Consider the following 14,513-nt stretch of genomic DNA (forward strand, 5'->3'; position numbering starts at 1 on the left):
AACTAAGATGCGAGACGCTTCTGGCAAGATCAGTGGTGCTTTCACTGACACTAACCACACTGTCAAAGAAAATGCCAAAACGATCGCCAACGGTTTTGATAATATTACGAAGGCCGCTAAAGAATCGTCCAAAAATACCCAAACCGCACTCGACAAGTTGGCGAAGCAAGTCGGTGGATCGACTGCTGATCAGATCCGTAAAGACGCAGCAGAAATGAAGAAGGCCGACGATGCACGCATCAAGCAAATTGAGGCTAATGCCAAACAAGCTAAGTCAATTACTGAATCTGCCAGCAAAGAACATGCCGAATTTACTCGAGATCAAATTCAGATTCTGGATAATTTGCGCAAGAGCAGTGCAGCCGAGGCCGTTAAGACACTTAGAATTTCCGGTACCCAACAAGCAAATGTCTTAAAAGCTATTAATGGCGAAAAGATTCGGATGAGTCAAGCAGCGGCTAAGGAACAATACAGCCAGATGCAACAGGCATTTGCTGACGAAACTGATACTTATGGCAAACATTATGCTGCCATTAAAAACTCTGCTGAGTTGAGTACGGCTCAAAAGAATAAAGATCTTGAAAAGCTGGAAAAAGATCATCAAAGCAACATGAGCGTGATTTATGCGGGTGCGATCCAAGCAATGAAAGCGCAAGGACTATCCAACAAGACGATTCAAGAACAACTTCAAACAGAGTTTGGTGCGACGGCGTCTCAAGCTAAAAAAGCAATGAGCGCTTATTCAGAGGCAATGAGTAAGGGTGTCAAAGATAGTAAGCAATTTGCGGCCGCCGTTAATTCCAATATGAGCAAGAGTGTCCAGAAGGCTGGTAACGATTGGAACAACCTTGTACTAGATCCTAAAACTGGTAAAGTTGTCACCAATCTGCCACAAGTTCTAAAGGATACCGCAAGCACGGAAGATGGTTGGAAACGTCTTAAATTTGACCTAAAGAATGCCAAGATTAGCTCAAATGCTAAGCAAATGATTGTCGAGGCGATGGCCTCTACCGACAAGTGGAATTCGCTGACCGTTCAAGAGAAGACAGCTCTAGTGAGGGCGTCCGGTCAAAAAGACTTAGCTAACATCATAACCGAGTTTGTTTCATGGAATAAGTTCACACCAAAAGAACAACAAGCCATCGTCAGTGGAGATTACACACCGCTTGTCAACGCACTGGTTAAAATGAGTTACTGGAATGAATTGAGTCTCAAAGAACAGCAAGCGATCGTTCATGACAAGGCTACTTTGCCACTCATTGATATCTTGACGCAATCTGGCAAGTGGCAGGGTTTGACACTTAAACAACAAACTGCGTTGATCAATGCCAAGGGTAAAGACGAACTCAAGGACGTCTTATTCAATCTGGGCGTGTGGCAGTCAATCGATCCCAAAGATCAGTACACAACGCTTAAAGCCGTGGGCGAGGGTAAACTCGCTGACATGCTTGACCAGTTGGCCCTGTGGAACAAGATTACTCCTCAGCAAATGCAGGCGGTGGTTAAGGGTGATTATTCATCTCTAGTCACGGCAATTGATGAAGTTAACGGTTGGAACCAACTGACACCTAAGCAGATGCAGATGATTGTGCAAGATAAAGCAACAGCCACCTTGATTCAAGGCATGATTGAAGCACAGTCTTGGAACAGGTTGTCAGTCGAGGCTAAGACGGCACTGATTCAGGCCAAAGGCAAGGAACAGCTTGCTGACGCTGTGGCCAAGTTTGGTTTGTGGAATCAATTACCGTCAAAGACCAAAGAATTATTGGTAAATAATGCTGATGCCCGCGCCAAACTAGTTGAGGCAGGCATTGATGTAGATGCATACGAGGCCAAACACCCGAGACCGAAAGAGTTGACGGCTAACGTCAATGATTTACTGACGAAGACTTCGCAAGCGAAAGGAGATCTAATCTCCTATGATTCTTACAAGCCGGGGATGAAGCAATTCACTGGCGATTCTTCTAATGTCACTCAACATGCTGAACACGGTAAGAGTGAGATCAATACCTTTAACATGACTAATCCGTTGGCACGTTACTTTAATGGGGATTCCTCAAACGTGACGACGCATGCTGAAAAAGGTAAGGGCGAAGTCAACAGTTTCAATGGAACTAACCCATCAATGCGTTACTTCATGGGTAATGCTTCAAGCGTTGTGGGGGCTGCCGGATCTGGTAAAAACAGTATCGGAAGTTTTAATGGAACAAATCCGGGAGATAAATATTTCAAAGGCCATGATAATACGACAGGACCCGCAAGTGCCGCCAAACGTGCAGTTAGCGCATTTGGTGGGAATGAAGTCATCACGAAGACTTTAAATTTTGTGGTTAATATTCCGAGCATTATTCGGAAGTTCCTTCACTTGCAGCACGGAACTAATGATCTCCGAACGAGTTCACTGGCGATGGTCAATGATGCCCCTGGATCTAATTACCAAGAACCGATCATCACACCTGGCGGCAACATGTTTATGTTCAAAGAGCGAAACGTGGTAACACCATTGCCGCGGCATTCGATGGTCATTCCCGCTGACAAAGCACGACGTATGAACATTCCGCGTTTTGCTGGCGGCACCACAGACTTCGGAGGCGCTGCTAATAGAATAAACCAATTGAATCCGCAAACCTTTGTTACCAGCATTTCTAGTGGTAGCAATAGTCGTGTTGAGGATTTGCTAGCAAGACTGATCGAATTAACAACTTATCAGATTAGTAACCCGTCTGTTCCTGAAGGCAAGGTTGTTCTCGACAATGGGCGTGAAGTAGGACGGTGGCTATATCCAACAATAAATAAATTGAAAAACAGAGACACCATTATGAGTAATAGAAGAAGGGGGATTTTCTAAGTGGCAAATTTAATATTCGGAGATCATAAGATTGGCAGTTCCTCTCTTCAATTCAGTGCGGCCCGTGGCGTTTTTTCTGAAGTTGAGAATACAACCCAGTCTGTCGGTGCATCAGACGGAGAAATGCTGGTTCGAAGCCACCTTAAGTCTAGAATCATTCCAGTGACTTATGATTTTGTGGCGCTATCTCGTCGTGAATTTGAACGACAGTTAGCGCCGCTACTTTATAGCACGGATGTTCAAAAGCTAATCATTGATGATCGTCCTGATGAGTTTTGGTATGCAAAAGTTGACGGCAAGATTGATATGGACCGGGCTTATTTTCTTGGCACTGGTACTATTAATTTTCTTGTCCCCGATGGCATTGCGCACTCGGTAGCCACGAAGACGTTTGACAACATGCCATACAAGGATCTCTCTAATAATCTGCTGCACAACACTGGGGATGATTGGAATCCTGTCATATGGAGTACTGATGGTACGACAACGACTCATGACGGGATTACAACGGCAACTAATACGAGCAAGTCGGTTATTCAGACTGTTGTTGATCCGAACGATTCAAGCTGGCTTACTTCCGGAGCAACAGTCACTATTTCAGTGGACGTTAAAGGCCAAGGAAATATTGGTTTCGGGTATTTTACAGGCAGTGGCTGGGAAGACGATAGTCCAACTCAACAGGTCGATTCTGATGAATATATCAGGCTATATTTCACAAGGACTATCAATTCGGTTCATTTTGATGCCGGTAATCCTAATTTTGCCGTAGACGCTTTTTGCCCAACATCTACGCTTACCTTTAGACACGTTAAGCTTGAAATAGGCACTTCTGCTTCTCCTTGGTCACCTAACCCAGCAGATGCTGCATACTATACCGACACCATCACGGTTAAAAATAGCGGAACAGTACCGGTCCCTGTTAAAGTAACGAGCCAGTTTTCTTCAGATGACGGTTTTTTAGGGCTGACGCTTAACGGCAGATATTATCAAGTAGGCAATACGAAGGAAGTAAACGGGAAAACCTACGATGATTCTCAAATGCTTGTTAAGACACGCCCAACAATTGACAAATATATACTGAACGACCCTTCTTTTGCCGTGATACCTGCCGATCAGGGCGTGATGACACAAACAGGGACCGTCACAATTAATCCAGACTCGACAACCTATTTGGGTATCACCACGCCATCTGATTTTGGTCCAAATAATTACGGTCCTCATGGGCCTTCGTTAATCTATAAACTGCCCGCTGATTCAAACGGTGAAGTGGGAGCAGTAAATTGCATTCTGCGAATGCACGCAGGATTAGGAGCTCTGTCATTGGATTCTCCAAGCGATACGCGCCAGGTTGGCCAAATTTGCATGACGATATACGACAAAGACAAAAAGGCTTTGGCAAGAATTCTCTATTCCGACATGTCACAGACGACTTCTGATTTCAATGTTCGTTTTGATTTAAACGAAAAGAAAGTAAGAGAAGAAGACTTTGCCAATTCACCAGGATTCACAGGTCACTGCTATATCAGAAAAACGGGCAGTCAATTCATTTTTGCTTGGGGTGGTGAAGCCGGCGGAACCGCACAAACGTATACGTGCGAAGAATTCGCAGACACAAAGGTAATGTATGTTTCGTTTAGCTTCTTACAATGGGCAGATTTGCCACTTCCACACTACTTTGGGTTGATTGAGTGGAATTTTGAGAAGGACTATGTCGACTTGTACAAAGACTTGCCTAACTACTTTAAAGCGGGAGATGTCGTCACGCTAGACTCATCAACCAATTTATTGAAAATCAATCAGTATACCGACTGGGATCGTGTCGACATTGGCTCACAGCCATTGCTTGCGCCGCCAGGACAGTCAACATTAGGAATAGTAGTAAGCCCGTGGGCAAATTTGCCAGCAGTATCGACAGAGCTTCGTGAAGGGTGGTTGTGATACAGATGCAATGGTTTATTTTATCGCGTGATCAGCATGTCCTCTGCGCGCCTTCAACTGACGCAAGGAATAGTTTGCCAATTTACGACGATACCGAAGATATTGTTTTGTCTAACAATACTGCAATCACAAGCTATGAATTCACCGTTGATAACACTCATCCAGATGCCCAAAAGCTTTCATTGGGAGGCTATATTGCCTATACAAACAAATATCATCAAGTCAAACTTTGTACATTAATTGACCATGATGGCGATGACTTCACGCAAACATGGCATGCCGAAGACATCGGGATGGATCTCATTAATGAGCAGGCAGACAAAGTCACATATAAAGAACCGCATGGCTTTGCTTACTATGCTAACGAACTTTTGGCCGATACGGGATGGACGCTAGGTATCAATGAAATTTCAACGCTGTCCAGAACTTTGTCATTTGATGGCCAAGAAGATACCAAGCTGAAGCGTATTGGCGATATTGCAAATGAGTTTGATGGAGCAGAGCTTGAATTTGTAGTCAAAATGGATGGCTCGACCATTACTGAACAGGTTGTCAATGTTTGGAAGAAAATCGGCAATGGAAAAACGCAACAGCGATTTGTGGATGCAGTCAATCTATCCGCGCTAAAGACTAGTGGTACGATTGATTCGTTGCATACTGCCATGGCAGGATATGGTAGTACGCCTACATCAACTACTGATACAGGTCAAGAGCAAGAACCAATTACATTTGCTGATATTGCCTATGATGACGGCCAATTTTTTAGCCCGCAAGGTGACAAAGTGGTTTATGATCGCGTGGCAGGAAAAACATGGGCTCGTCTAGGAGCTTTTGATCCTCAAAACAGATCGGCGACCAAAGGTTACCTTGTTGGTAACTACAGCTACGATACAAGCAATCCAAACGAATTGCTTAACCGAACGATTACTCAATTAAAATCTGTCAATACGCCAAAAGAAAGTTACGAAGCAGATGTTGTTGATATTAAGGCCGATATTGGAGATTATGTACAAATTGCTCACCACAACTATCATCCGCCAGTTTATCTAAGCGCCCGTGTGTTAGAAGTCAAAAATCATTACACAGTGCCAAACAGTGATACTGCTGTTTTTGGTAACTACAGCTTGCTTGAATCCGATCTTGACCCAAGAATTGTTGCAATGATTAACGGTTTGGCAAAGCAAACAGAAAAATATCCATGGGTTCGTTACGCTGATGATGATAAGGGCACCAATATGAGCGCTTTACCTGCCGGTAAAAAGTATATGGCAATCGTTTGGTCTAACAAGACATCAGTCCCAAGCGATGATCCATCAGATTACGCTGGCAAGTGGGCATTGATTAAGGGCGCTGATGGTGCTGATGGTGTGCCGGGCCCTAAGGGAGCTGATGGCAAAACTAGCTACTTTCATACAGCCTATGCTAACAGCATTGATGGGAAACAAGGCTTTTCAACCACAGATGGCAATGGTAAGTCTTATTTTGGCCAATATGTTGACCAGACCCAAGCCGATAGCACCGACCCGACAAAATACTCGTGGGCGCTGTTCAAAGGAGCTGATGGACGTGATGGCAAAGATGGCAGCGATAATGTGCCAGTCATTACCGTTGGCACAGCTTATCCGACCGGTCCTAAAAAAGGCGATATGCATTGGTTAACTAATAGCAGTGGTGTTGTGACAGGCTATTATACCTATGATGGTTCGACATGGCAGGCTAACAAAATTGACGCCAGTGTCATTTCGGCCGCTACGTTTAATGGGATGACCTTCAATGGGGTTACTTTCATTGGATCTAAGTTCATCTCTTCGTTTACAGGCGTCAAGCCCGATGGAGTAGCTGACTATAGTGTTCACGGAACGACCACTATGGCTGATGGATCGATTGTCACGGATGCTTATTCAGATGCCACCAATAGTCAAATCACCCACACTGAGCTCAATCAGTTCGGTTTGTTAAGCAACATTTACAACAATGGGACACTGATGGGAAGCGTTCAAGCTACTTTGGGTACATTAACGCTGGGAAGCAATTACCAAGTAACATCTAGTAGCCCAGTTGAGTGGATCACCAGCAGTTTAGACGCTTTAAAAGTCTTGCAATTAGCAAATAATAACTTGCTTGTGTGGCATGGGGCTTTCTATCCATCTCAGGTTGATATTGCAACAATATCGACACCACTTTCAAAGACTTTATCTGGATGGTTAATTGCATGGAGCTATTTTCAAAACGGATCGCCAACGTATAACAACTATGCGTTCACGCTGTTACCAAAGGCAGCGTTGGCTTACAACACAACCGGCGCTAACTACTTGAGAGTCACCTTTACCATGCTTAATGTTGGGACCATTTCTAAGACACTTTGGTATGACGACACACACATTGTTGGTTCTGATGAAAACAAGGGCGGATCGCGTGCACAAGCGGTTATGACTGAGGTATACGCAGTTTAGGAGGTTGCTATGGAAGTTGACAAAGTAAAAGCAATTTTTAGCACTGATGAAGATGGATATATCACTGGCTACCAGCAGGAGTTTTGGGACGGCAGTCAGTGGCAAACGCCATTCGATGATGAGAAAGCCATTCTGATTGCACCGGAAGAACTGAAAAAGATTGCCATTGGCGCCTCAAAACTGGCTGATGACGGTACTGTTGTCATAGATACCGATAAACAAGCAGCACTAGAAAAAGAGGCTAATCAAGTGACACCGAGTGCAGAACAGATGCTACTCGCAAATTTAACTCTTGAGGTAGCACAGCTAAAGGCGGCGAAATCAAGTGACTAATTATGATCAGTGTGCACTACTTTACAGTTGGGGGATTGATTTAACACCTTATGTACCGATAATGATCACCCCAGATCAATACAAGCAAATAACAGGCAGTGACTATGTCGCCAGCAAAAGCTAGCGGATATTTTTATGGAAGGAAGTGAGAAAGTGACATTTTTTGGATACACGATTGGTGACTGGGCAGAGGTTATATCAATCATCGGGGTGGGAGTAAGTGCGGGCAGCTGGCTGTTCAAAAAGATTGCATTAGATCCATTACGTTCTGATATTCAAACGCTTTCAGAGACGATTAATCGTCAGCTCAAACTGCACGAACAATCGCTGGCAGACTTGGGACAACATCTGAGGACACACGATGACGAGCTTGGCAGTCACTCGGTTAGGATTACTCGATTGGAAGACCATGTAGGCATCAAAGGAGATAATGATCATGAATAACTGGACAGAACTTTTAGTATCACTTGCAGTAGCAGCAGTCCCAATCATTGGGGCTTGGATCTCAAAACAGTTGCTGGCTAACAAGCAAGCGCTGACTTTGGTAAAGGTATTAGGCCCATTGGCAAATGCAGCCGTAACTGCGGCAGAACAGCTTGGTGTGACACGGGCGATTGACGGTGCGGTTAAGAAATCGACTGCCATTCAGGCTGTGAAAGACGGCTTAAAATCGCTCGGCTTCACCAGCACAGACGAGCAGACGATTGCCAACGCGGTTGAGAAAGCTTATGCGGATTTGAAGGATAGTCTGGCAGAAACCTATCCACAAAAGCCAGTTGATCAGGAAGCATCTAATCAAGACAAGGTAGCGGCCGCAGCTCAGGCAGCCGCAGACGCAGTTAAGGCTCAGCTGGCACCATCATCTGTTGCTCCACAGCAATAAGGAGGGCCCATGAAATTTAAAACTAAACTCATCACCTTGGTAGTCGCCTTCTTGGCGGCTATTTCTTTTGCCCTGCCATCGCAGGTCAATGCGGCCAAGGGAGATCAAGGTGTCGACTGGAGCCGGTACCAAGGAGATAACGGTGTCTTTGGTTATTCCACTGACAAGTTCGGCATCTCTCAAATCGGTGGCTATAGCGGCTACGGCACGTACGAGCAAACCACGTATAAGACACAGGTTGCATCGTTGATTGCCGCTGGCAAGCGAGCACACACCTATATCTGGTGGCAGAATATTGACAATACGAATTTGGCCAAGCAAGTGCTAGATCATTTCTTGTCTGAAGTTCAGACACCAAAAGGGTCGATTGTTGCTCTTGACTATGAAGCTGGGTCGACCAACACGTCAACTTTGCTGTGGGCACTCGACTATATCCGCGATGCTGGTTACACACCAATGCTTTACGGCTATAAGAGTTTCTTGATGAGCCACATCGACTTGTCACAAATTGCCAGCCACTATCAGTTGTGGCTTGCGGAATATCCTGATTACAATGTCACTACCGTGCCGAATTATGGCTACTTCCCAAGTTTCGACAATGTTGGCATCTTCCAGTTCACTTCAACTTATCGCGCTGGTGGACTTGATGGCAACGTTGATCTAACCGGCATCACTGATTCAGGCTACAACGGTAGCGCGACAACTGACAGCGGCAAGACATACGTCAAGCCATCAACCGATACACCGGCAACCAACGCAGGCCAGCAAGCTAACAACACCACGCTTAGCCAGATCAAAGTTGGTGATAGTGTTAAGGTAAACTTCGGTACAACCCGTTGGGCGAACGGTGTCGCAATGCCTAGCTGGGTTCAGGGCAAGACGTACACCGTGCAGCAAGTATCTGGATCTAACGTATTGCTTGGTGGCATCATGAGCTGGATCAATCGTAGCAATGTTGAATTGTTGACAACTACCAGTGTGCCATCAGTAAGCTCAGGATCGACCTACACGGTTCAGTCTGGTGACAGTTGGTGGTCGATTGCTTACAAGTATGGCATGAGCATGTATACTTTGGCTTCTAACAACGGCAAGTCAATCTACAGTGTGATTCACCCAGGCGATGTTATCCTAGTATCTGGCACAAGTTATTCAAGCCACACGTACTACACGGTACAGTCGGGTGACGGCTTCTGGAGCATTGGCCAACGATACGGTGTCAACATGTATACCTTGGCGGCCAACAACGGTCTGTCAATCAACAGCGTGATTCATCCTGGACAGCGATTGCTGATTCGGTAACACCACAAAAAGAGCCTTCTGCCGTTTAACCGCGGTGGAAGGCTTATTTTTAGCCCGATTTTGAATTTAAAATGAAAATATTCTAATTTTTCCTTTTATGAAGGAATTTTAAGAATCGCATAGCATCAGGGATTAGAGCGAGTTTGTATATTTTATATATTATGTCTGAAATGCCTTTATTATAGGCTTTGCAAGAGTTATACACAGGGTTTATCAACAGACTTGACACTGGATATGATACGATTGAGTTGTGGTTAAAGAAATCACCAAAATCAAAGGAGGGGCATAACAGATGGAACAGCATATGTCGTATAAGGACGTCGCCGCATGGTTCTTATCAAAGTCTGCGATGTCGCCTAAAAAGCTTCAGAAACTTGTTTACTATTTTCAGGCTTGGGGCAATGCACTCCTACACTATCCAGTCATCGATGATACGTATTTTGAAGCTTGGCCACATGGCCCGGTTTCGATGGATTTGTATCAGGACTATAAAAAATATGGCTGGACTGATATTGAGAAAGGCAAGCCCATTGAGATTAATTCTGAGAACCTGGATAATCTTTTAGAATCTGTTTGGGTCACGTATGGCGATAAATCGGCTAACGAGCTTGAGGCTTTGACCCATAAAGAAATGCCTTGGAAAAAAGCCAGAGCAGAGTTAGGCCCAGGGGAACACAGTAATAAGCGCATTGCTGATGAAGATATGAAAGAGTTTTATCAGTCCATTTACTCAGGTGACTGACCGTGGGAAAGTCAAAGAAGAACCAGTTGACCAAGCACACAAGCACAGAGCAAAGTAAGTCCTCCTTCGGTAGGATATTGACGAATAGGAATTTTGCCTCAGATAAACCGCAAGGCATACAGTTGGCATCGGATTCTCGGACAACTGCCCGTTTTAAGCTCTCAATTGAACATGTTTTAGAAAATAATTACCAGTTCAAAGATATGAGAGTTGAGGATATAAAAAACTTTAGTAAGTTTATAACATCCACAGTTGGGCGAGGGTTGACGATTACTCAAGTGGAGAGTTCTCTGTTGAGAACTGATGGACCACATGGCGCGAAGAACATCGAACAAGTCGATGGCGAGAAGAAAGAGATGTACCATTTCGGACAAGACAGAACTAAATTTAGAGTGCACGGTTACTATAATGATGAAGACTATTTTGTTATTCATCGCATAGATCCCCAGCACAAAAAATTCAAGTAAAGCTTTCGAGTATATCTTGAGATTTACGGTTTTGAGTTGAAAACGCCATTTTCATTACTTTGTGGTACAAATCCGGCACTTGCGGTCCAAACATGGTGTGCAGAAAAGTGCGAGTGCTTTCAAAAATAAGCCTTCTGCCCGATTGGGTGGGAGGCTTATTTTTGTGCATAAATCATCAGCCACAGCGAAGCCGTTGAAACACGATTTAATAACTTGCTTCTGGATGCTTCTAGATTTGCGAGCCAAAGGGGACAAAAAGGGGACAAGGATACCTCAAATGTTGATACATAGCTATCAGTTATGCCCGGTGGAGGCATTATTTAGCTTTCTTTAGGTTATTTTAGCTTTTTAAAAAGCTTATGTATCAGCATTTACAGCAATTTAGGTATCTTTAGAGTTCCTTTGTTTTTATTTTTCGGGGGACAAAAAGGGGACAAACACAATCATAGCTGATCCATGAATAACACGGCCTTATGTGCTTCTTGTTTTCTCTGTGAGTCTAACAAATGACCATAGACTTTCATCGTAATAGTCACGTCTGAATGACCCAACCGCTTTGAAATATAATAGATGTCGACGCCTTTGCTGATCAAGTAGCTGACGTGGCTATGACGCAACCCGTGAAAGGTGATCTGCTTATCTTCAGGGATCCCAGCTTTGTTCTGAATGACGTGCAGGGCTTTGTTACATGCGCTGTCTGTAATCACGTTGTGACGTGGATCACGCATAATCATCTGGTCTTCGTCACGATATCCAGTACGAAGATAAGATGCTGCTTGTTCCTGATGGATCTTATTAAGAAGCTCAATGACGCTGGGCGATATCTCAATGTCGCGAACTGACGAATCAGTTTTAGTTGGCTTGAATCCTGTTCCATACAAATGATCCCAAGAACGCGTAACATGAATGACGCCGAGCTTAGTATCGATGTCAGGCCAAGTTAAAGCCAACACTTCAGATATTCGCATGCCAGTCATCGAGCCAATATAAACAGCAAGCGCCCCGATATTGCGGTACGAAGCCCGTTCAATAGCAATTGCTTTAACCTTAGCGAAATCGCGGCTGTCTAGCACCTTTACTTTCCCACTAGAGCGCACGCCTGATGTCTTCGTTCCAAAGGTGAAATCAGAAAATAGAATGCGTTCATTGATTGCCGCTTTTACCATCCCACGAACATAGCTGTTCATCTTGGTAACAACATCTTTCGAACGCTCACGTGGCCGCTTTCGTGTGGTTTTATCCTTGCGATCTTTGCCAGCAGCAAAATCGTTAATAAATTTCTGCCATTCGATAGGTCGAATAGAATTAAGCTTTCGCCCATCAAATCGGCTCTTTAGGTGCTTTCTGAAAAGCTTGTAACGGTATACAGTGTTGATTGACTTGCCATTGGTTCGGTATGCTTCAACCCATTGATCCCAATAATCAAGTAACAGAATGTCTTGCTTTGATGGATCACCGCCACGTTTCAGGTCATCTTCAACAGCTTCTGCAGCATCTTGCGCAGATGATTTGAGCCGATACCCGCCGTGTGAAGCAACCAGCTGCTTACCGGCGGAATCCGTATACTTAACACGGTATTCCCAATATTTGCCGCGTTTTCTAAATGTTGCCATGCATTATTCCTCCTTTTCTGGTAAAATCGAGTATACAAAGAGCCTTATGACTCCGATTATTTGTTAGGCGTCTACCCGTTCACTTTAGCCGGTGGGGTAGGCGCTTTTTATTTTGTATCCAGCTACACTCTCCGGCTTGCACGGGGACGCCGCTTGCGTGGGGGAAGGGACTAATCACCATAGTCGTCGGGAGCAGTTCCGGCGTCATCAATCTTCTTGGCCAAAGCCAATGGAACTGTGATTTTGCCACCCATGGTAGATTTGTAAGTGGTGGTACCCAAGCTTTCAGCATAGAAGGTGATCTTGTCATTTTCTAGAATGCGAGAGCCGTTCATAATATCTGGATCATAACCGACCATAATTACATTGTCATAATTACCATCAACTGCAACACGCAAATCAGTTTCATCGTCACCCTCAACGACTTGAATAACTTCGCCCGTTAAAGTGATGTTCTTGCCCTTGTAGTCGTCTGGAGTCCGTGCCAACTGTTCATAAGTGATCCCAGTGTTGTAGTCATTTGCGTTGAATGTTTCTGTGCTTGATGATTCTTCATCATCAGAGTCATCGCTATCAGTGTCTTCGTAACTGTCATCATCTTCTTGCGACGATTTTGCCTTTGACGATTCAGCTTTTGAAGACGAACTAGACGCAGCTGACCTGTTGCTTTCTCCCGAGTAGGTGCCAATCCAAAAAAAGATTGCAATAAATGCTACAGCCGACAATGCGGTAATAATAAGGTTCCGCTTTAGTTTTCTCGGATCCTTTCTTTGAACTATAGACAATGTGCCAAATATTGCAGCCAATAGGAACGATCCCAAAAAGGCAATTAAGATAAGTGGTTCCATTATTCCCCTCCAAAAAATCCAGCTTTTAACGTCGATCAGGGTTTGGACGTAGGTTAGCTATTTATTTAAATGCATATGATCCAACGACCTTACCGATAACATCAATGGTATCAGTTTCATCAGCATAGAAGTCTGGGTAGATACGTTCACCCGTTTTTTCGTCCACATCATCATTCAATGAACGAAGACACAAACGATCTTGTTCGAATATCAGCTTTTTAATGAATGTCATGTCATCAATATCAACTACCGCGATCATGCCGTTAGTAACATCTTGCGTTTTCTGGACAAAAACAAACTCGCCGTCTTCGTAGTAGGGGGACATGCTGTCGCCAACAACTTTGAAACAGTAATCATAGTGTAGCGGTATAGCACTATCCGGAATCTTGACCGTGTCCATTGGTTCATAGCGATCATCATTAAAGGCACCATATCCAGCGGCAACAATACCATCAACCTCAACATTGAACGCTGGCTCATCAAGATTACGTTCTACACGCGCTTCATCTAAGCTGACAACGTTATCGGGGTTCTGCTGCTCATTGAGCTGCTTTTCCGCGTACGTGTAGACTTTCTGCTGACGTGAAGGGTGGAGTTGAACCACCGTGTCATGAATCTTATCCACAACGGTGTCAGCTTTCAGACCCATTAAAACTTCTGGTTTAATATCGAGGGCATTCGCTACCTTTGCAACTACTTCAATTGGAACCTTTTCGATGTCTCCTTTTTCATATCGAAAAACCGTTGATCTAGAGACGCCAATTTTGTCGGCAAGAGAATCTGCGCTAATGCCTTTTTCTTTACGAATAGTTTTCATTCGTTCTCCAACGTTCATATGTGGCACCTCCTGTATGGCTACAATTATAAACCCACGTCGCAAAATTGCAACAATAAAAGTCGCGTATTTGCGATTTTTATATTGACAAGTGCTTATAAGGGATTTATGCTTAGTTCATCAAGTCGCAGGAATGCGACAGAAAGGGGAATCATATATGGTTAATGTGAACTTGGATCGTTTAAAGGGACTTATGACAGAACGACATGTCACTCAAGATTCTCTAGCTTTAGCATTAGGGATCGCGAGAAGCA

12 protein-coding genes and 1 pseudogene are annotated in these 14,513 nt (G+C 44.3%); 10 read left to right on the forward strand and 3 right to left on the reverse strand.

The genetic code is table 11. The annotated features are described in order from the left end of the window. The 10 genes and pseudogenes from BVJ53_RS14390 to BVJ53_RS14435 form a co-directional block, all read left to right on the forward strand. Nucleotides 1–2,848: pseudogene (locus BVJ53_RS14390) on the forward strand (phage tail tape measure protein); the annotation flags it as partial. Continuing rightward, the gene (locus BVJ53_RS14395) at nt 2,849–4,786 is read left to right on the forward strand and encodes a distal tail protein Dit (protein ID WP_129302949.1); all 1,938 of its coding nucleotides are present in this window, start codon (nt 2,849–2,851) and stop codon (nt 4,784–4,786) included. It abuts the pseudogene before it with no gap. A gap of 5 nt (nt 4,787–4,791) precedes the next feature. Next, nucleotides 4,792–7,239 carry a phage tail spike protein gene (locus BVJ53_RS14400; RefSeq protein ID WP_129302950.1) on the forward strand — a complete coding sequence of 816 codons (2,448 nt, stop codon included), beginning with the start codon at nt 4,792–4,794 and terminating at the stop codon, nt 7,237–7,239. 9 nt (nt 7,240–7,248) lie between these two features. Further along, nucleotides 7,249–7,572 (forward strand): phage infection protein, encoded by a 324-nt coding sequence (locus BVJ53_RS14405; protein ID WP_129302951.1) that lies wholly within the window; start codon nt 7,249–7,251, stop codon nt 7,570–7,572. Continuing rightward, complete coding sequence (locus tag BVJ53_RS15505) at nt 7,565–7,696, forward strand: XkdX family protein (protein ID WP_093997698.1); 132 nt, start codon at nt 7,565–7,567, stop codon at nt 7,694–7,696. Before BVJ53_RS14405 ends, BVJ53_RS15505 begins: the two co-directional genes overlap by 8 nt. A 29-nt stretch (nt 7,697–7,725) precedes the next feature. Next, the gene (locus tag BVJ53_RS14415) at nt 7,726–8,016 is read left to right on the forward strand and encodes a hypothetical protein (RefSeq protein WP_129302952.1); all 291 of its coding nucleotides are present in this window, start codon (nt 7,726–7,728) and stop codon (nt 8,014–8,016) included. Continuing rightward, entirely contained in the window at nt 8,009–8,455 is a 447-nt protein-coding gene (locus BVJ53_RS14420) for a phage holin (protein WP_129302953.1), read from the forward strand. Before BVJ53_RS14415 ends, BVJ53_RS14420 begins: the two co-directional genes overlap by 8 nt. 9 nt (nt 8,456–8,464) lie before the next feature. Next, nucleotides 8,465–9,754: a LysM peptidoglycan-binding domain-containing protein gene (locus tag BVJ53_RS14425; protein ID WP_129302954.1), complete on the forward strand. Its 1,290-nt coding sequence runs from the start codon at nt 8,465–8,467 to the stop codon at nt 9,752–9,754. 292 nt (nt 9,755–10,046) lie between these two features. Beyond that, nucleotides 10,047–10,496: a Panacea domain-containing protein gene (locus BVJ53_RS14430; RefSeq protein ID WP_129301855.1), complete on the forward strand. Its 450-nt coding sequence runs from the start codon at nt 10,047–10,049 to the stop codon at nt 10,494–10,496. Nucleotides 10,497–10,498: 2 nt separating this feature from the next. Next, on the forward strand, nt 10,499–10,963 hold the full coding sequence (locus tag BVJ53_RS14435) for an MAG6450 family protein (RefSeq protein ID WP_129301856.1): 465 nt from the start codon (nt 10,499–10,501) through the stop codon (nt 10,961–10,963). Nucleotides 10,964–11,406: 443 nt separating this feature from the next. Here the strand turns inward: BVJ53_RS14435 and BVJ53_RS14440 are convergent, their stop codons facing one another. The 3 genes from BVJ53_RS14440 to BVJ53_RS14450 all read right to left on the reverse strand — a co-directional run bounded on the left by BVJ53_RS14440 (nt 11,407) and on the right by BVJ53_RS14450 (nt 14,259). Then, on the reverse strand, nt 11,407–12,576 hold the full coding sequence (locus tag BVJ53_RS14440) for a site-specific integrase (RefSeq protein ID WP_129302955.1): 1,170 nt from the start codon (nt 12,574–12,576) through the stop codon (nt 11,407–11,409). 170 nt (nt 12,577–12,746) lie between these two features. After that, on the reverse strand, nt 12,747–13,424 hold the full coding sequence (locus BVJ53_RS14445; RefSeq protein WP_129302956.1) for a transcriptional regulator: 678 nt from the start codon (nt 13,422–13,424) through the stop codon (nt 12,747–12,749). A gap of 61 nt (nt 13,425–13,485) precedes the next feature. After that, nucleotides 13,486–14,259, reverse strand: coding sequence for an XRE family transcriptional regulator (locus BVJ53_RS14450; RefSeq protein ID WP_129302957.1), 774 nt, complete (start codon nt 14,257–14,259; stop codon nt 13,486–13,488). Nucleotides 14,260–14,513 lie beyond the last annotated feature (254 nt).

The organism is Lacticaseibacillus chiayiensis, from assembly GCF_004123795.1.
GTDB classification, from domain to species: domain Bacteria; phylum Bacillota; class Bacilli; order Lactobacillales; family Lactobacillaceae; genus Lacticaseibacillus; species Lacticaseibacillus chiayiensis.